At 63.2% G+C, this 17,728-nt stretch carries 15 protein-coding genes; 12 read left to right on the top strand and 3 right to left on the bottom strand.

The genetic code is table 11. The features are described 5' to 3' along the window. Window positions 1–158: 158 nt before the first annotated feature. Complete coding sequence (locus tag NKI32_RS14235; RefSeq protein WP_352626524.1) at window positions 159–1,805, bottom strand: acyl-CoA synthetase; 1,647 nt, start codon at window positions 1,803–1,805, stop codon at window positions 159–161. Between the two features lie 201 nt (window positions 1,806–2,006). Between NKI32_RS14235 and NKI32_RS14230 the strand changes: the two genes are divergently transcribed. The 6 genes from NKI32_RS14230 to NKI32_RS14205 all read left to right on the top strand — a co-directional run bounded on the left by NKI32_RS14230 (window position 2,007) and on the right by NKI32_RS14205 (window position 10,386). After that, window positions 2,007–3,128: a KamA family radical SAM protein gene (locus tag NKI32_RS14230; RefSeq protein WP_352510906.1), complete on the top strand. Its 1,122-nt coding sequence runs from the start codon at window positions 2,007–2,009 to the stop codon at window positions 3,126–3,128. Between the two features lie 150 nt (window positions 3,129–3,278). Next, window positions 3,279–7,088 carry a methionine synthase gene (gene metH / locus NKI32_RS14225; RefSeq protein ID WP_352510905.1) on the top strand — a complete coding sequence of 1,270 codons (3,810 nt, stop codon included), beginning with the start codon at window positions 3,279–3,281 and terminating at the stop codon, window positions 7,086–7,088. A gap of 131 nt (window positions 7,089–7,219) precedes the next feature. Continuing rightward, the gene (locus NKI32_RS14220; RefSeq protein ID WP_352510904.1) at window positions 7,220–7,819 is read left to right on the top strand and encodes a BA14K family protein; all 600 of its coding nucleotides are present in this window, start codon (window positions 7,220–7,222) and stop codon (window positions 7,817–7,819) included. Window positions 7,820–7,906: 87 nt separating this feature from the next. Next, window positions 7,907–8,224 carry a DUF2934 domain-containing protein gene (locus tag NKI32_RS14215; RefSeq protein WP_352510903.1) on the top strand — a complete coding sequence of 106 codons (318 nt, stop codon included), beginning with the start codon at window positions 7,907–7,909 and terminating at the stop codon, window positions 8,222–8,224. A gap of 264 nt (window positions 8,225–8,488) precedes the next feature. Further along, window positions 8,489–9,496 (top strand): hypothetical protein, encoded by a 1,008-nt coding sequence (locus tag NKI32_RS14210; protein ID WP_023695521.1) that lies wholly within the window; start codon window positions 8,489–8,491, stop codon window positions 9,494–9,496. Further along, window positions 9,445–10,386: a class I SAM-dependent methyltransferase gene (locus NKI32_RS14205; protein ID WP_352510902.1), complete on the top strand. Its 942-nt coding sequence runs from the start codon at window positions 9,445–9,447 to the stop codon at window positions 10,384–10,386. The genes NKI32_RS14210 and NKI32_RS14205 overlap by 52 nt, the downstream gene beginning before the upstream one ends. Window positions 10,387–10,394: 8 nt before the next feature. On the opposite strand, the gene NKI32_RS14200 is transcribed toward NKI32_RS14205, so the two are convergent. Together NKI32_RS14200 and NKI32_RS14195 are read right to left on the bottom strand one after the other, a co-directional pair. Next, window positions 10,395–12,353 carry a tripartite tricarboxylate transporter permease gene (locus NKI32_RS14200; protein ID WP_352510901.1) on the bottom strand — a complete coding sequence of 653 codons (1,959 nt, stop codon included), beginning with the start codon at window positions 12,351–12,353 and terminating at the stop codon, window positions 10,395–10,397. Further along, window positions 12,353–13,405, bottom strand: coding sequence for a Bug family tripartite tricarboxylate transporter substrate binding protein (locus NKI32_RS14195; RefSeq protein WP_353002872.1), 1,053 nt, complete (start codon window positions 13,403–13,405; stop codon window positions 12,353–12,355). The genes NKI32_RS14200 and NKI32_RS14195 overlap by 1 nt, the downstream gene beginning before the upstream one ends. Window positions 13,406–13,651: 246 nt before the next feature. Between NKI32_RS14195 and minC the strand changes: the two genes are divergently transcribed. The 6 genes from minC to NKI32_RS14165 all read left to right on the top strand — a co-directional run bounded on the left by minC (window position 13,652) and on the right by NKI32_RS14165 (window position 17,619). Then, window positions 13,652–14,482, top strand: coding sequence for a septum site-determining protein MinC (minC, locus tag NKI32_RS14190; RefSeq protein WP_353002871.1), 831 nt, complete (start codon window positions 13,652–13,654; stop codon window positions 14,480–14,482). 49 nt (window positions 14,483–14,531) lie between these two features. Beyond that, on the top strand, window positions 14,532–15,347 hold the full coding sequence (minD, locus tag NKI32_RS14185) for a septum site-determining protein MinD (RefSeq protein ID WP_023670342.1): 816 nt from the start codon (window positions 14,532–14,534) through the stop codon (window positions 15,345–15,347). Further along, window positions 15,344–15,616 (top strand): cell division topological specificity factor MinE, encoded by a 273-nt coding sequence (minE, locus tag NKI32_RS14180; RefSeq protein WP_023684809.1) that lies wholly within the window; start codon window positions 15,344–15,346, stop codon window positions 15,614–15,616. Before minD ends, minE begins: the two co-directional genes overlap by 4 nt. Before the next feature lie 292 nt (window positions 15,617–15,908). After that, a complete protein-coding gene (locus NKI32_RS14175) occupies window positions 15,909–16,340 on the top strand; it encodes an ArsR/SmtB family transcription factor (protein WP_050588166.1) in 432 nt (143 codons plus the stop codon). Beyond that, window positions 16,337–16,873, top strand: coding sequence for an SRPBCC family protein (locus NKI32_RS14170; RefSeq protein ID WP_353002870.1), 537 nt, complete (start codon window positions 16,337–16,339; stop codon window positions 16,871–16,873). The genes NKI32_RS14175 and NKI32_RS14170 overlap by 4 nt, the downstream gene beginning before the upstream one ends. 164 nt (window positions 16,874–17,037) lie before the next feature. Next, window positions 17,038–17,619 carry a dihydrofolate reductase family protein gene (locus NKI32_RS14165; RefSeq protein ID WP_353002869.1) on the top strand — a complete coding sequence of 194 codons (582 nt, stop codon included), beginning with the start codon at window positions 17,038–17,040 and terminating at the stop codon, window positions 17,617–17,619. Window positions 17,620–17,728 lie beyond the last annotated feature (109 nt).

Below are 17,728 nucleotides of genomic sequence, written 5' to 3'. Positions count from 1 at the left end.
CCCTTGAGGGGGAGATGGCCGGCAGGCCAGAGGGGGTCGCCCCGCGTGAAGCGCTGACTCCTTTTGCAGCGCGAGACGACGTTAGCGCTTCACGCGCAACGACCCCCTCTGTCGCCTTCGGCGACATCTCCCCCTCGAGGGGGGAGATTGGCGCCTAGTCACGCCTTGCGCTTCTCCACCTCCGCCTTCCTCAGCAGGAAGCGCTGGATCTTGCCGCTCGGGGTCTTCGGCAGTTCGGTGATGAACTCGACCTCGCGCGGGTAGGCGTGCGCCGACAGCCGTTTCTTGACGTGCTGGGCAAGCTCTTCGGCGAGGTCGGGGTTGCCCTTGTAAGCCGGCACCAGCACGACGAAGGCCTTGACGATCTCTGTGCGCTGCGGATCGGGTACGCCGACGACGGCCGCCTCGTTGACCGCCGGATGCTCGATCAGCGCGCTTTCGACGTCGAACGGGCCGATGCGATAGCCGGCCGAAGTGATGACATCGTCGGCGCGGCCGATGAAGGAGACCGAACCGTCCGGCTCGTACTCCACCGTGTCGCCCGTGCGGTAGTAGCCGCCCCTGATCGCCGGCGTCTCGGCTTGGTGATAGCCGTCGAACCAGCGCAGCGGCGACTTCGCGATGTCGACGGCGAGGATGCCGGGCTGGTTGGGGCCGAGCTCGTTGCCGGCCTCGTCCAGTACCACCATGCGATATCCGGGCATGGCGAAGCCGGCCGAGCCCGCGCGAACGACATGCGAGAGCCCATGATGGTTGTTGACCATCATGCCGTTCTCGGTCTGGCCGTAATGGTCGTGAATGGGCGCGGCGAGATTTGCGTCGAACCAGCGGATGACTTCCGGGTTGAGCGGCTCGCCGGCGCTGCTCACCACGCGCAGTCTGCCTTTGACGCGGGCCGCAGCTTCCGCGCCTTCCGCCATCAGCAGGCGATAGGCGGTCGGCGAGCCGGCAAGGCTGGTGACGCCGAGCCGCTCGATGATGTCGTAAGTGCTCTTGGCGTTGAAGGCGCCTTCATGGAAGGTCGTGGCGATGCCGAGCTGCAACGGGCCGGTGATGGCGTAATAGAGGCCGTAGGCCCAGCCGGGGTCGGCGATGTTCCAGAAGATGTCGTCGGGCAGCAAGCCGATGGCGTCACGCATATAGGCGCCGAAGGCGAGCAGGGCGCGGAGCGGCACCGGCACGCCCTTGGGCAGGCCGGTCGTTCCCGACGTCGACATCATCATGAACAAGTCGTCGCCCTTGCGCATCACCGGCTGGCAGTCGGGCGAGGCGGCGGCAAGCGCGGCGCGGAAATCGATGTCGCCTGCAGGCAGCACATCGCCATTGCCAAGAATGGTGGCGATTTGCGCTGATGTCTCGACCTCGTCGAGCTTACCGCGATCGGCCGGGTTGGTCACCACGATCCTGGCGCCGCTATAGCCGAGGCGGTGCTCGATGGCTTTCGGACCGAAGGCGGTGAACAGCGGCTGGTAGACCGCGCCGATGCGCCACGTCCCGAGGATCAGCGCCACCAGTTCGGGGACGCGCGGCAGCATGCCGGCGACGACATCGCCGGCACCGACGCCGGCGGCCTTGAGCACATTGGCGGCGCGCCCCGACATATAGGCGAGATCGTCGAAGCTGAATTCGCGAAGCTCGCCGCCGGCCGAGATCGCGCGCAGCGCCAGCCGGTCTTCTCCGGTGTAGCGGCCGCAGCATTCGACATAGGCATTGATGCCGGTTCCAGGGTTGCCATACAACCGCGCGATCTCATCTTCGATGCGAAAGCGCTGAACGGCATCCTCATAACGCGGCATTTTGCTCATGGCGATCCTCCCTAGGCGGCGCCCATCTCCCCTTGGAGCGCCTTATCGGTGAGATTGCCTGAAATTGCTGCGCTGGTCGATTACGGCGATAGTCGGGGGATGCGAAGGATCGCAGCGCAGCGACAATCCGCGCCGAGCCACTGCTGTTGACCGAACCGTCCATCCGGCCGATAGCACCGCCAGAATTGCCCCGAGGCCCCAATGACCCCAGACTCAACTTTCGATGACGCGGCCATCGCCGACGAAGGACGCGATGCCGACACCGCCTGGCAAAACGACATCCGCGCGGGCGTGCGCCACGTCCGCGATCTCGCCTCCCTGCCGCTGTCACCCGCCGAGCGCGCGGCGGCGCAGGAGGCGGTCGTACGCCACAAGGTGCGTGCCCCCAAAACCTATCTCGACCTGATCGACTGGAACGATCCCGCCGATCCGATCCGCGCCCAGGTCATTCCATCGCCGGATGAGCTGACGGAAACGGAAGGCGAGCTCGACGATCCGATCGCCGACCGTGCCTTCAGTCCGGTGCCGCGACTGACGCACCGCCACGCCGACCGCGTGCTGTTGTTTGCGACCTACCAATGCGCGGTCTATTGCCGCTTCTGCTTCCGCAAGGAGTCTCTGACCTCGATCGGCCGCGGCTATACGCGCGAGGCGCTCGAAGACGCCTTTGCCTATATCGAAGCCCATACCGAAATCCGCGAAGTGATCCTGACCGGCGGCGATCCGCTTTCGCTGCCCGACAAGGCGCTGGCTGAAATCCGCGCCCGCATCGAGGCGATCGCGCATGTCAGGCTGCTGCGCATCCACACGCGCGTGCCTGTCGTACTGCCCGCGCGCATCACGCCGGGGCTGGTTGGCGCGTTGCAGGGCCGGCTGATGGTCACAATCGTCACCCATTTCAACCATGCGCGGGAGATCACGCCGGCCACCGAATTGGCCTGCCGCGTCATGCGCCAGGCAGGCTTCGTGCTGCTCAACCAGAGTGTCCTGCTCAAGGGTGTCAACGACACGGTCGAAGTGCTGGAGGAACTCTGCCGCGAACTGATGTACCGGCTCGGCGTCAAACCCTATTACCTGCACCATGGCGACCTCGCGCGCGGCATGGCGCACAGGCGCACCACGATTGCGCAGGGACAGGCGCTGGCCGGCGCGCTGCGCGCCCGCCTGTCGGGCATCTGCAATCCGGTCTATGTGCTGGACCTGCCGGAAGGCGGTGGCAAGGTGCCGCTCGGGCCATGCCATGTCGAGGGCCGGGACGGGCAGGACTGGCGCATCCGCGGCCAGGATGGCGAGGTGAGGGTATATCGGGACGTGGTGGTGTAGGCACGGCGCAGCGGCGACGATGACCGCCGCCGTCACATTGTCGATCGGGATGACCATCGCACCAAACTCTCGCCACGACGCGTTCGCTTGCATTCCGTATGTTGACATAAAGATATCCTTATGTGATGGTTGTCGCCTCAAGGATAAAAAATGTCGCAGAATTCTGCATCGCTGGACGCATTGTTCGGCCCCGTCGCGGCCAGACCCGATGGGTCCGAAGTGCTTGCGGCGCTGACGGCAGCGGCACGCGAGCGCATCCTCATCCTCGACGGCGCCATGGGCACGCAAATCCAGGGTCTCGGCTTCGACGAAGAGCATTTCCGCGGCGAGGCTTTTGCCGGCTGCACCTGCCACCAGCAGGGCAACAACGACCTCTTGATCTTGACGCAGCCGAAGGCGATCGAGGAAATCCATTATCAATACGCCATCGCTGGCGCCGATATCCTCGAGACCAACACCTTCTCCTCGACCTCGATCGCCCAGGCGGACTACGGCATGGAGGATGCCGTCTACGCGCTGAACCGGGACGGCGCGCGACTGGTGCGTCGGGCAGCGGCGAGGGCACAGCAGGAAGACGGCAAGCGGCGCTTCGTCGCCGGCGCGCTCGGGCCGACCAACCGCACCGCCTCGATGTCCCCCGACGTCAACAATCCCGGCTACCGCGCGGTGACCTTCGATGAATTGCGCCTGGCTTATAGCGAGCAGTTGCGCGGCCTGGTCGACGGTGGCGCCGACATCATTCTCATCGAGACCATCTTCGACACGCTGAACGCCAAGGCGGCGATCTTTGCCTGCAACGAGATTTTCCTCGAAAAGGGCGTGCGCCTGCCGGTGATGATTTCGGGCACCATCACCGATCTCTCCGGCCGCACGCTGTCGGGCCAGACGCCGACCGCCTTCTGGCATTCGGTGCGCCATGCCAACCCCTTCACCATCGGCCTCAACTGCGCGCTCGGCGCCAATGCGATGCGCGCGCATCTGGCCGAAATTTCAGGCGCCGCCGACACCTTCGTCTGCGCGTATCCGAATGCCGGCCTGCCCAATGAATTCGGCCGCTATGACGAGAGCCCGGACTTCATGGCCGCACAGATCGAGGATTTCGCCAGGGAAGGGCTGGTCAATGTCGTCGGCGGCTGCTGCGGCTCGACGCCGGAGCACATCCGCGCCATCGCCGAAGCGGTGAAAAAATACCCGCCGCGCGCCATTCCCGAGATCGAGCGCAAGATGCGGCTGTCCGGGCTGGAGCCATTCACGCTGACCGACGAGATTCCCTTCGTCAATGTGGGCGAGCGCACCAACGTCACCGGCTCGGCCAGGTTCCGAAAGCTGATCACGGCGGGCGATTATGTCCCCGCGCTCGACGTGGCGCGCGACCAGGTCGCCAATGGCGCCCAGATCATCGACATCAACATGGATGAAGGCCTGATCGATTCGAAGAAGGCGATGGTCGAGTATCTCAACCTGATCGCCGCCGAACCTGATATCGCCCGTGTTCCGGTCATGGTCGACTCCTCGAAATGGGAGATCATCGAGGCCGGGCTGAAATGCGTACAGGGCAAGCCGCTGGTCAATTCCATCTCGATGAAGGAAGGCGAGGGAGCGTTCCTGCATCACGCGAAACTGGTGCGCGCCTACGGCGCGGCGGTGGTCGTCATGGCCTTCGACGAGGCCGGCCAGGCCGACACCAAGGCGCGCAAAGTCGAGATCTGCACCCGCGCCTACAAGCTGCTCACCGAACAGGCCGGCTTCCCGCCCGAAGACATCGTCTTCGACCCCAATGTCTTCGCGGTCGCCACCGGCATCGAGGAGCACGACAATTACGGCGTCGACTTCATCGAGGCCACCGGCGAGATCACCGCCACGCTGCCGCATGTCCATATCTCGGGCGGCGTCTCGAACCTGTCCTTCTCCTTCCGCGGCAACGAGCCGGTGCGCGAGGCGATGCACGCGGTGTTCCTCTACCATGCCATCCAGCGCGGCATGGATATGGGCATCGTCAATGCCGGCCAGCTTGCCGTCTACGACACGATCGAACCGGGACTGCGCGAGGCTTGCGAGGACGTCGTGCTCAACCGCGCGCCCAGGGCCGGCGGCACCGCCACCGAACGCATGCTGGAGATCGCCGAGCGCTTCAAGGGCACCGCCGGCAAGGAAGCCAGGGAGCGCGATCTCGCCTGGCGCGACTGGACAGTCGAGCAGCGGATTTCGCATGCGCTGGTCAACGGCATCACCGAATTCATCGACGCCGACACCGAAGAGGCGCGGCTTGCGGCCGAGCGGCCTCTGCATGTCATCGAAGGCCCGCTGATGGCCGGCATGAATGTCGTCGGCGATCTGTTCGGCGCGGGAAAGATGTTTCTGCCGCAAGTGGTGAAGTCGGCGCGCGTGATGAAGCAGGCGGTGGCCGGATTGCTGCCGCACATGGAGGCCGAAAAACTGGCCAACGCCGCCAATGGCATCGACAATGGCGAGCGCCAGACGGCCGGCAAAATCCTGATGGCGACTGTAAAGGGCGATGTCCACGACATCGGCAAGAACATCGTCGGCGTCGTTCTGGCGTGCAACAATTACGAGATCATCGATCTCGGCGTCATGGTGCCGGCAGCGAAGATCCTGCAGACGGCTCGCGAGCAAAATGTCGACATCATCGGCCTGTCCGGCCTGATCACCCCGTCGCTGGACGAGATGGTGCACATGGCCGCCGAGATGGAGCGTGAAGGGTTTGACATTCCGCTGCTGATCGGCGGCGCCACGACCAGCCGCGTGCACACGGCGGTGAAGATCCACCCGCGCTATTCCAAGGGACAGACGGTCTATGTCAATGACGCCAGCCGCGCCGTCGGCGTCGTGTCATCCTTGCTGTCGAACGAGACCAAGGGCGGCTACGTCGACACAGTGCGGGCCGAGTACAAAAAGGTCGCCGACGCGCATGCCCGCTCCGAGGCCGACAAGCAGCGGCTGCCGCTGGCCAAGGCCAGGGCCAATGCGCACAAGGTCGACTGGTCGACCTATGAGCCGCCGAAGCCGTCCTTCACCGGCGTCAAGGTTTTCGGCAACTGGGACCTGACGGAGCTCGCGCGCTACATCGACTGGACGCCGTTCTTCCAGACCTGGGAGCTGAAGGGGCGTTACCCCAAGATCCTCGACGACGAGAAGCAGGGACCGGCGGCACGCCAGATTTTCGAGGATGCGCAGGCGATGCTGACAAAAATCATCGCGGAAAAATGGTTCTCGCCGCGCGGCGTCATCGGCTTCTGGCCGTCCAATGCCGTCGGCGACGACATCAGGCTGTTCACGGATGAGGCGCGCTCGCAGGAGCTTGCCACTTTCTTCACGCTGCGCCAGCAGCTGACCAGGCGCGACGGCAAGGCCAATGTCGCGCTGTCGGATTTCGTCGCACCGGCCGACAGCGGCAAGCCGGACTATATCGGCGGCTTCATCGTCACCGCCGGGATCGAGGAGGTGGCGATATCAGAGCGCTTCGAGCGCGCCAATGACGATTATTCCTCGATCATGGTCAAGGCGCTGGCCGACCGTTTCGCCGAAGCTTTTGCCGAGCGCATGCACGAGAAGGTGCGCAAGGATTTCTGGGGCTATGCATCAGACGAGAAGCTGGCCCCCGACGAACTGATCGGCGAGCCCTATCGCGGGATCCGCCCGGCGCCCGGCTATCCCGCGCAGCCCGATCATACTGAGAAGGCGACCTTGTTCCGGCTGCTCGACGGCGAGCGCAATGCCGGCGTCAGCCTGACCGAAAGCTATGCGATGTGGCCGGGCTCGTCTGTGTCCGGCATCTATCTCGCCCATCCCGAAAGCTATTATTTCGGCGTCGCCAAGGTCGAGCGCGACCAGGTCGAGGATTATGCGCGCCGCAAGGACATGCCGCTCGCCGAAGTCGAGCGCTGGCTCGGCCCAATCCTCAACTATATCCCGGTGGATTATGCGGAGGCGGCGGAGTAGGCGGCGGCGCTCTGGCCGGCTCGACGAATCCGGACGCGCAAGGTCGGTCAGACCTTAGTCCGTCGCGCTCACATCTCTGGAACAAGCGCTGATGTCCCGCATTCTATCAGCAGGGACAGAAGGAGTGTCGAATGAAAGCCGTTCTCGGATTGGTCGGCGGCTTCGTGCTGACCCTGGCGGTGTTCAGCAGCGGGCTGGCCTTTGCCACTTGGCTGCTTGCCGCCAAGCCCCCGCGCGAGGCAAGACCCACCGTCAGCGTGGCGGAGCTGTGGACCCGGAAAGCGCTTCCGGTCAACAAGGGGGCGCAGGACTTTGAACGTCTGCCGGCCGAGCAGCCCGCGCCTGCGGACATCGCCGTCATGGAACCGGAGCAGGACAAGCAGCAGCCCGATCCCGCCGTCACCGGCGCTATCGCGCCGGTCGAGCTGCCGCCGCCGCATCTCGCCTGGTGCGTCAGCCGCTACCGCTCCTACAACCCTGATGACAACAGCTACACGTCCTATAGCGGACAGCAGCGCACCTGCGTCTCGCCCTATCTCGGCGCCGAGCGCGCCGCGCCGCGAGCCCCTGAGGCGCGTGCCACGGAGGCAAGCTATGTCGTGGGCGCGGGCGCCTACGCGGCCACCAGCGGCGACCATGTCGCCTCCTGCTTCAGCCGCTATCGCTCCTACCGTCCGGAAGACAACAGCTACCAGCCATATTCCGGCGGGCCGAGACGGCAATGCGAATAGCCAGCGCGAAGGGCGCCGCGAACGATTGCGACCGCGCGATTTCTGGGGTCGTTCGGATCGTCCTCAAAGCCCAGGGGAGGAACCACCATGGAAGACGACCGCCATCATAAGATACAGCAGCGCGCCTACCAGATCTGGGAGCGCGAAGGCACTGGCGACCCCGAGCACCACTGGCACCGGGCCGAGGCCGAAATCGACCGCGAAGCCGCTCTGCCGCTGACCACCGACGACGCCCTGCCGCGCGAGATCGCCAGCACCGACGTGCTGACCGTCGAGGAACTCGCCGTGCGCACCGGCATATCGGGCGACGAGGCACAGGAGCTGATCGACAGGCTGGGCGCGGACAGGGCGGCGGTTGAGCAGGCGGCGCGGGGGATTGAGGGAAAGAGGCGGGCGACGTCCTGATCAGAGGCCTAGGACGATCTTTCAGAGTGTCTTGTTGACACTTATCACTTTGGCAGTCGCGACAGAGGCCGTCATTCTCTGACAGCTTTGCGCCTAAATTGATCCGTGCTGGCCATAGCAACATCCGTAAGCGGACGGTGCCGATGCCGGCGAAGCAGCCCAGATGCCGCGATACGAAGTGCCAACCACTTCGCGGCACCAGCGTGCCTGTAGACACTCTCGCCACTTTCTCTATACGACGTCGAGACGGGGTGGCGAGCAACGATGATCACAGTGTTGGTGCACGAGTTGAATCAGACGCCGATGCGGCGGCTGATTTCGTCGGCAGGGCACTTGTTGCCGCTTTTGCGCATGGAAACCTATCAGTCAGTCTTCCGCCGACTAAACTTTCCCGCGGGTACCTTGGTTTTTACTGATTTTGAGTATCTGAATGGCATGGAAATGATGGCGGCGGCGGATATTGCCGAAGCCGCAAAGCGCGCCGACCCTGATGCTCGAATTCTAAACCATCCCGCGACTGTCCTGGAGCGGTTCGCCCTGCTCCGCCGGCTTCGTATTAGAGGAATCAACCCGGTCGAAGTATCGCGTCTGGAGCAGGATGAGCGACCAACCCGTTACCCTGTTTTTATCCGGATGGAAGATGGCTTTTGGGGGCCGGAAACCAAGCTTCTGGAAAACCCACGCCAACTTGAAGAGGCGATCGCCGTGCTCCAGGGCAACGCCAAGCCGATGAAGCGGCGCATCGCCGTCTCCTTTGAAGCCGATCGCGATTCGAACGGCTACTATCGAAAGTATGGCGCATTCCGCATTGGGGACGCGATTGTGTCCCAGCACATACTTAGGTCCGTCGACTGGAACGTTAAGTCATCGGCAAGCAGCACCGACCCGGATTTCGTGCGCGAGGAACTCGCCTTCGTAAAGGACAATCCGCACGCTGAGGACCTGCTTCGCGCCTGCAATACGGGCCATATCCAGTTCGGCCGCGTGGACTACACGTTGCGAGACGGCGCATTGGTGATATTCGAGGTCAACCCCAATCCGACTTTTCCGAAGTTCAAAGGTGGCGCAGCCGCCCGTGAGGAACGACGTGGCCACATTATCGCGGCGTTGAAAGTTGCATTCGAGGCAATCGACAGTTCCGGCACCGGGAGAATCGACTTCCTGCCTTCAGCCGGATCTTACCAATTCATTCAGTCGGGCCGCTGGATATGGCCGGTGAGATGGCTTTGGAGAACAAGAATGGCCCGGCGAAGGAAGATGCAATCGCAATGAACGGCCCGCGAGAAAGCCCACCGGCAGGACAACGGCTCTCGATTTACACCGACGAACCACTCACGCAACTTGCCCGTTTTTCGTTTGATTGGGCTGAGGTGCTGTGTGACCCGAGCCATGGGTGTATGCCCTACCATCGCACGTGGAGCATGATCCGCCTGCTGGAATCGAAAGGTGCCAAGCCGGCCGGCGGGGCGTTCTTTGGACGTGAATTGGCTGCCGTGGCCCAGGAGGGACGCTGTCGGATTCTCCTGTCGGGCGCGGCCGACACCGGCCTGGCGGCAATGGTTCTGGGCCAAACGAGGCCGGTCGGCATCGAGCCCGAATTTGTGCTGATCGATCGCTGTGAAACGACGGTCGAACAGAACAGGCTGTTTGCCCGCTCCGCCGGTTTTGCGCTCGAGACCCACCGCGCCGACATTCGCGGTTGCGACTGTGCGCCGGTGCAGGCAGTTGTCGCCCATAGCGTTCTTAATTTCTTCGACCGCAGCGCACGCCAGCAGGTGGTCGACAGTTGGGCGCGTAGTCTCAAGCCTGGCGGACGCCTGCTTCTCTCCCAGAGGTTGCTATCGGAAAAAGACCAGCCGAGGGGGCCTCGCGGCAGCGCTGAAATCGGCCGCAGGCTTTCGACCATCGAGAAGGCCGCCGTCGCGGCGCATTTTCCTGCCGCTGCCGTGGCGGAGCTGAAGACGGCCGTCGAAGCGCTCTGGGGTGAACCGCTGCATGAAGATCGCACTACATATTCAGACCTTGCGGATATGCTGAAGCAATCCAACCTGACGATTGTCGGCTCGGAGCAGCATCATACCGGGAAAAGCGTTTCCCCGCTTGCCGCTGCCGACAGCGTCCAGACAATTCCAAGATACGAAATCGTCGCCGTCAGGATGTAGCCCGACCACTAGAATAAGTGCGACATCGCAGAAGCGGGAAGGTCGATAGCGGCTATCCGATCGAGATAAAACCAGGTCGCCACTGCGACCGCAACCGAGGTGCAAGATGCCAGTGTCGCCGACTTCAAGGTCAGCTTCTGACCGGCTGCAATCCATGCCAGGGTAAACAGGGACAGCGCCGCCGGGACGCCCGCCAGCCAGACAGCGACCGGCAACAGGAGCATCATCATCAACGGCACACGATGGCTTTCCGGGATCGTATAGGTCCGTTCGCCTCCCTGTTTCTCGTGGCCAACAAGCGAGATCGTTTGCACAAGGGCGACCGCGAGCATCGCAAACAGACAACACCAGGCCACGGCCTGCGCGAAGATCGAATAGCCTGGCTGCCCTTGGAGCGATATCGCTGCCAGCACAGCGCATCCACCGGTCAACAGCCATGCGACTGCGGCATCGGCACGCTTTGGCTTGACACGTCGCGGCGGCAAAACACCACCGCGCACGATCCATGCGAGGGAAAGCGCGATTATGACCATGATCGTCAACGACGCCGGCCGTTGTAGAGGGTTCAGCCTGCCGACACGGGCCAACTCCACACTGAGCGCCAGGTTTCGCTCGATGAAGCCGCCCAGGACGAATGATATGACAAAAGGAATTTGCGGCCAGTCGAGGCGCTTCAGCATGTAGCCGGCCAGCCCGAAAGCGACGGCTACGTACAGATCGATCAGCAGCCCGTTTAGCTGCACGATCGTCACGAAGCTGACGACAATGATCGGGAGCGCGATGCGGTCGATCCTGAGAGCAGTCAGGCGCGCAAAATATGGTGTCAACGCCAATCCCACTGCGGACGTCAGCAGGTTCGACACCAGCAGCGCGGTAATCAACGTGAACGTCAGGGGCAAGCCGGTCGTCAGCATCGGTATGCCCGGAACGATGCCGTGTACCGTCAGGACTGTCAGCAGGATCAAGCCGCCCTCGCTGCCGGGAAGGCCGAAGGCAACGGTCGGCAGAAGCGAGCCTCCGTCCTTCGAATCGACGGCCGCTTCCGGCGCAATGATGCCCCTGATGTCACCAGATCCGAACCTTGAGCGCTGGTCCTTGGGGGTTGTCTGGATCGCCTGCCCGTAGGCAACGAAGCTGGCGACCGTTCCTCCAACACCTGGAATGATGCCGACCAACACGCCGATGGCCGACGATCGCATTGTCAGTCCCCAATGACGAAAGACAGCAAGCATACCGGTCCAGATCGAGTCGTTCGCGTTTTCCAGGCCAGCCGCTTTTTCAAGCTGCAATCTTTTTCGCCACGAGATGATTTCAGAAACGGTGAAAAAGCCAAGCAGCAGCGCGACCATGTCGACGCCGTCGAAGAGAGCGATGCTCCCAAACGTCCAGCGTGGTTGGCCATAGGTCGGATCAGTTCCGACAAGACCGACCAAAAGTCCCAGCAGCGCCATCGCCAGCGCTTTCAGACGGGACGCGCTTGGAACCGCAATGATCGTCGACAGGCCCCACACGCCGAGCAGCACGTATTCAAACGGTCCGAATTGCAGGATGAACGGCCGAATGATCGGCATGAGCGCTATGAGGACGAGGACGCCAAAAACCGATCCGACGGCCGAGGCCGTTGCCGCGGCGGCTATCGCGGTGCGAGGCAGGCCGGCCCTGGACATCGGATGGCCGTCGAGCAGGGTTGCCGCGCTTGGCGCGTTGCCAGGTATGTTGAAGAGGATAGCCGTTATAGATCCCATGAAGGTCGCGCCGCCGGTCAGGGCGCCAAACAGCAACAACACCGATACCGGATCCCAATGCACGGTTGCGACCAGCAGAAGGGTTGCAAGGCTGGCGCCGCCAATCCCTGGAAGAAAGGACGTAGCCATGGCAACCAAGGTGCCAAGCACCGGGATCAGTATGTTCGGCCAGGAGAATACATTGCCCAGTCCAGTGCCGAGGGCAGCCCAATATCCGGTCATCAGCGCGTTGCTCGCGCATCCCGCTCGAGTTCCGGGTGTTTTTTCAGATACGCTTCCGCCTCATGGAAGGCACTGAGCATATCGTTGATCACGATGACGGTCTGGTCGGCGTCGCGCGGCTCGATTGGACGTTTCTGAGCTTCAAGCGCCACCTTGAACCCATCGCTCTTGACCGCGGCGGAGACGGCGTCACGAAGACAACCTAGCGATTTCTGCTCCATGTCGGCAGGGGCAAAAAATCCCCGCGCTGTCGCCGAAGCTTTCGCGACGGCGATGGCCAACCGCAATCGTTCTTCCTGCTTCTCCTTGGAAAGGCCTTGGCTGCGCTGCCACACCAACCCTCCTTCACCCGCCAGGAAAGCCACGCCTGGCGCGTTCGGGTCAGGTCCCTCCGTGAGAACCAGACCGACTTTGGCTTCGCCTGCGGCGGTCGAGCGCAAGCCTGTCGTCAATGAATTGGATGTCATATCGCCTTCGCCACGCAGGAGCGCGGACATGAGTGCGCCGCTGCCTTCATAGCCCGAGACCACGTCGACCTTGATATCGAGGAGGTGCGCGGTGAGCACTATCGGCAGGATGCCGGCTTCAAGCGATGAAACCGACGCGACCAGATGTTTGGCGCTTTGCAAATCGACATCGTTCCGAACAATCCACGCTTCGGGATCGATGTGAATCAGTCCTATCGGATTTAGCCGATTCATCCAGTTGTCGACGCCAGCCGGAATGTCACCTTGCGAAATTATGTCTGAGACGCTTTCAATCATAAGGACCAGTTCGTCGGACGGGGCATTGGTTACACGCTTTAGCGCCGCAAATCCGCCTGCCGCAGGCATATTGACGACCCTGACATCGAGCTCGGTCGTGCTGGCAAGGGCCGGCGCAAATGCACGGGCATAGGTATCATAGCCGCCGCCGGCAGCGTTGGGGACAACGAGGGTGATTCGCCGGCCGGCGTAGGTGGTTGCGCAAGCGATCTCGCCGCCGCTTGCCGCGGACGGCAGGTAGATTGCCGCGGCGGCGATTGCCGCCAACGCCACACGAAAGAAGTTCATCTCGCCAAGCCCCACATTTCACCCAGTGGTGTTACTTTAGAAAGCCCTTGCAACGCCAGCGTTGTTCCTTAGCAATCGCGCTTAGGTTCGTGAATGTCGCGGTCTGTGTGGCCAATTGGCGTCCGCAACCGGCGTCTACCCCGATCTTCAAATTTCTTGCGATCTGCCATGCGGTTATTCAGTCCATTAACCTTTCATTAACCATACCACCGCTAGCGTTTACCTCTCAGTAAGGAATCGCCCGCCGTGACCTTTGCCGCTCCCCTAGAGGCCAAATCCATTCGCTTTCGCGCCCGCTCCTTCGTCGCTTTCACGCTGACGCCGGAGGCGCCTTTGGATGTTTGGCTGGAGAGCCTCGATCGCTGGGTCGGCAATTCGCCGGGCTATTTTGCCGGGCGCCCGGTGGTGCTCGATCTGAACACGCTGAAGCCCGATGTCGTGGCCATCGAAGCGCTGGTCGATCTGCTCGGCCAGCGCGGCATCCGCATCTATGCCATCGAACTCGACGGCGGCACTGAGCTTGGCGCGCATCTGCCGCCGGTGCTGGTCGGCGCCAAGGAGGCGACCACCGACGGTCTGCTGCAGCCGAGCCGCAAGGCGGGCAGGGCGGAGGACGCCACGCCGGCAGGCGATACGAAGGCGGCCGGTGACATCAAGGCAGAGGCCGGCGATTTGAAGGCGGGCGATTTGAAACCGGCGAGCGATGCCAGGGCACAGCCGAAAGACGCCAAAATTGCCGCACCCGACGCCGGCACGTTGATGATCCGCTCGCCGATCCGTTCGGGCCAGCTCATCTTCCATCCGCATGGCGATGTCATCGTGCTGGGCTCGGTCGCGTCCGGATCCGAGATCGTCGCCACCGGCTCGATCCATGTCTATGGCACGCTGCGCGGCCGCGCTTCGGCAGGCGCTCAAGGGAACACGGCGGCGCGCGTCTTCTGCCGCAGGAATGAGGCCGAGCTTCTGTCCGTGGATGGCTGGTATTGCACGGCCGAGGAGATGGACCCGTCAGTCCGGGGCAAGCCTGTGCAGGCATTTCTCGACAACGGCATGCTGCGCATCGCCCCTTTCAGCTAATGCGTCTCGCCCGACAACGACATAACGAACAACAACGGAGGCTTTATTGATGGGCAAGGTAGTGGTGGTCACCTCGGGCAAGGGGGGCGTCGGCAAGACGACCTCTACCGCGGCTCTGGGGGCGGCGGTCGCCAAGACCGGCAAGAAGGTGGCGCTGGTCGATTTCGATGTCGGCCTGCGCAACCTCGATTTGATCATGGGCGCCGAACGGCGCGTGGTGTTCGACCTCGTCAACGTCATCCAGGGCTCGGCAAAGCTGTCGCAGGCGCTGATCCGCGACAAGCGGGTCGAGACTTTGTTCCTGCTGCCGGCCTCGCAGACGCGCGACAAGGATGCGCTGACCGAGGAGGGCGTGGCCGAGGTCATCGGCAAGCTGCGCTCGGTGTTCGACTATGTCTTCTGCGACAGCCCGGCCGGCATCGAGCGCGGCGCGCAACTCGCCATGCGCTTTGCCGACGAGGCGGTCATCGTCACCAATCCGGAAGTGTCGTCGGTGCGCGATTCCGACCGCATCATCGGCCTGCTCGATTCCCGCACCTTGCGGGCCGAGGAGGGCGAGCAGATCGCCAAGCATGTGCTGGTCACGCGCTACGATGCGGGACGCGCCGCGCGCGGTGAAATGCTGTCGATCGACGATGTGCTGGAGATACTGTCGGTGCCGCTGCTCGGCATCATTCCGGAAAGCCAGGATGTGCTGCGCGCCTCCAACCTCGGTTCGCCGGTGACGCTGTCGGAGCCGCTGAACGCCGCCGCCAAGGCTTACATCGACGCGGCCAAGCGGCTCGAGGGCGAACAGCTGCCGGTCATCGTGCCCTTCGAGCGCAAGGGCTTCCTCGATCGTCTTTTGGGAAGGAGGGCGGCATGAACCTGCTCGACATCTTCAAGCGGCGCACCAGCGCGCCGGTGGCGCGCGAACGGCTGCAAGTGCTTCTCGCCTATGAGCGCCGCAACCGCAGCCAGCCCGATCTCGTCTCCATCCTGCGCGAGGAGATCATGGCGGTGATCGCCAAGCATGTGCAGATCGACCAGGATTATCTGCAAGTTTCGATGGACCGCGGCGAGACCATGTCGACGCTGGAGATCGACATCCAGATCCCCAACAAGAGCGCGGTGCCGCTGGCCATGGCGGGGTGAGATTGAAGCTGCTGATCTCCCCCCTTGTGGGGGAGATGGCCGGCAGGCCAGAGGGAGCCGCTGTCCCGCCGGCCTGTCGATTGTTTGGCAACGGCTTGGGCCGAAGTCGGTCCTAGCCGACACGACTTGTCGAACGTAGCGATCCTTCGCGCCCCCCTCTGTCCTGCCGGACATCTCCCCCACGAGGGGGGAGATTGGGCACTCCTTCGCGGCTTCGCCGATCAGCCACCCTCTCCAAAAACATTCAACCAACTAGTTGACTATCTAAAATCTCGCCTCTATATTCAACTACATGGTTGAATTAGAGGCGCCCCAGATGGACCAGGTTTTTCACGCCCTTGGCGACGCCACGCGCCGGAACATGCTTAACCACCTCGCCGGCGGCGAGCGTACGGTGAGCGAGTTGGCGCAGCCCTTTGCCATGTCGCTGGCCGCCGCCTCCAAGCACATCAAGGCGCTGGAGCATGCCGGGCTGATCCGGCGCGAAGTGCGCGGGCGCACCCATGTCTGCCGCCTCGAGGCCCGCCCGCTGGCCACCGCCTATCAGTGGCTCGGCCAATACGCGCGTTTCTGGAACAGCCGCCTCGATGTGCTCGAACAGCTTTTGCGCGAGGAGGCGGGGCGCAAAACGCCGGCAGCGCAGACAACGCCGGCACCGGCAAATCCAGAACCATCGAAGCCGGAATCACCCAGGCCAACACCTTCCAAGGGAGACGACCGATGAACCAGATGAACAGCTTCGACGGCTACGCCCAGCTGATCCAGCCGGCCACTTTGAGGATCGAACGGCTTTTGCCCGGAACTAGGGAGCGCGTCTGGGAATATCTGACGCAGAGCGATCTGCGCCGCCAATGGCTGGCGGCCGGCGACATGGAGATGGAGGAAGGCTCTTCCTTCGAGCTGGTCTGGCGCAATGACGAACTGACCGACCCGCCCGGCGACAGGCCGGCCAGCTTCAGTGGCGGCGAGCAGCGGATGCACAACCAGATCGTCGAGTGCGATCCGCCGCGCAAGCTCACCATCACCTGGAACGGCAGCGGCAATGTCACCTTCGAATTGGCGCAGCGCGGCGACGACGTTCTGCTCACCCTGATCCACCGCCGCCTGCCGGACCGCTCGAGCCTGATGATGCATGCCGCAGGCTGGCACGTGCATCTCGACCTCCTGGTTGCCCGCGTGGCGGCCGAGAAGCCCGAACCGTTCTGGGACAGCTTTAGCCGTATCGTGGCGGAATACGACCGGCGCCTGCCGGCCTGACCTGACCTAACGCATCGCCCGGTCCAACCGGGCACCATCGATCCCTTGCGCCGGATGCCGGCGCAAGGGCCGGCGAAACACGCGCCTTCGCCAGACACCGCGGCGCGTCATCAGAAGTGAAACGGGCAACGTGCTTGCATCCCGCAAGCCCGAAGGAGGAAGTCATGCGTAAATTGATCACCGGAATGAAGATCTCCATCGACGGCAAGATGGAAGGCCCCGAAGGCTTCGCCGACTGGGTCGACAACTGGTCGGAGGAATACGGCCTGATGCCCGAGATCGACGCCTGCCTGCTCGGCGGCGTGATGTATGCCGGCTATGAGCGCTACTGGAGCGCGATCCTTGAGAACGAGCCGGACCAGCCATTGCCGATGACCGGCAGACTGGTCGACCCGGCCGAACTCGAATGGGCGCGCTTTGCCGCCAAGACACCGCACTATGTGTTGTCGAACACCATGACTTCGGCCGCCTGGGCCTCGACGCGCTTCCTGCGCAGCCTCGACGACATCGCGGCGCTGAAGCGCGAGCCCGGCAAGAACATCTACCTCATGGGCGGCGCGAGCATCACCGCCAGCCTGATCGAGGCGGGGCTAGTGGATGAAATGCGGCTGATCGTCTATCCGCTGCTCGCCGGCGAAGGCAAGGCGCTGTTCGGCACGGTGCACGCCCGGCACGGACTGGAGCTGCGCAAGGCCGAGGCGCTGTCGGATGGACGTGTGAGCCTGGTGTATGGGCTGGCGAGCTAGCTTCTTTTCCTCTCCCCCGATCGACGGGGGAGAGGAAATGCGTCGGCGTTCGCCTCCCACCCTTGCCCTATCAACAGCCCGCTCGTGCCACACGACAGCCAGGCCCTTT

The sequence above is a fragment of the Mesorhizobium sp. M0761 genome (assembly GCF_040320205.1).
Taxonomy (GTDB): Bacteria; Pseudomonadota; Alphaproteobacteria; order Rhizobiales; family Rhizobiaceae; genus Mesorhizobium.
Note: the sequence above shows the minus strand (reverse complement) of the source record. Positions and strands in the feature narration are given on the sequence as shown.

Coding starts and splice junctions, on each gene's coding strand:
- NKI32_RS14165 (WP_353002869.1), top strand. CDS start 17,038: ATGCGTAAATTGATCACCGGAATGAAGATCTCCATCGACGGCAAGATG.
- NKI32_RS14215 (WP_352510903.1), top strand. CDS start 7,907: ATGGAAGACGACCGCCATCATAAGATACAGCAGCGCGCCTACCAGATC.
- minE (WP_023684809.1), top strand. CDS start 15,344: ATGAACCTGCTCGACATCTTCAAGCGGCGCACCAGCGCGCCGGTGGCG.
- minD (WP_023670342.1), top strand. CDS start 14,532: ATGGGCAAGGTAGTGGTGGTCACCTCGGGCAAGGGGGGCGTCGGCAAG.
- NKI32_RS14195 (WP_353002872.1), bottom strand. CDS start 13,405: ATGAACTTCTTTCGTGTGGCGTTGGCGGCAATCGCCGCCGCGGCAATC.
- metH (WP_352510905.1), top strand. CDS start 3,279: ATGTCGCAGAATTCTGCATCGCTGGACGCATTGTTCGGCCCCGTCGCG.
- NKI32_RS14210 (WP_023695521.1), top strand. CDS start 8,489: ATGATCACAGTGTTGGTGCACGAGTTGAATCAGACGCCGATGCGGCGG.
- NKI32_RS14200 (WP_352510901.1), bottom strand. CDS start 12,353: ATGACCGGATATTGGGCTGCCCTCGGCACTGGACTGGGCAATGTATTC.
- NKI32_RS14170 (WP_353002870.1), top strand. CDS start 16,337: ATGAACCAGATGAACAGCTTCGACGGCTACGCCCAGCTGATCCAGCCG.
- NKI32_RS14220 (WP_352510904.1), top strand. CDS start 7,220: ATGAAAGCCGTTCTCGGATTGGTCGGCGGCTTCGTGCTGACCCTGGCG.
- NKI32_RS14205 (WP_352510902.1), top strand. CDS start 9,445: ATGGCTTTGGAGAACAAGAATGGCCCGGCGAAGGAAGATGCAATCGCA.
- NKI32_RS14235 (WP_352626524.1), bottom strand. CDS start 1,805: ATGAGCAAAATGCCGCGTTATGAGGATGCCGTTCAGCGCTTTCGCATC.
- NKI32_RS14175 (WP_050588166.1), top strand. CDS start 15,909: ATGGTTGAATTAGAGGCGCCCCAGATGGACCAGGTTTTTCACGCCCTT.
- NKI32_RS14230 (WP_352510906.1), top strand. CDS start 2,007: ATGACCCCAGACTCAACTTTCGATGACGCGGCCATCGCCGACGAAGGA.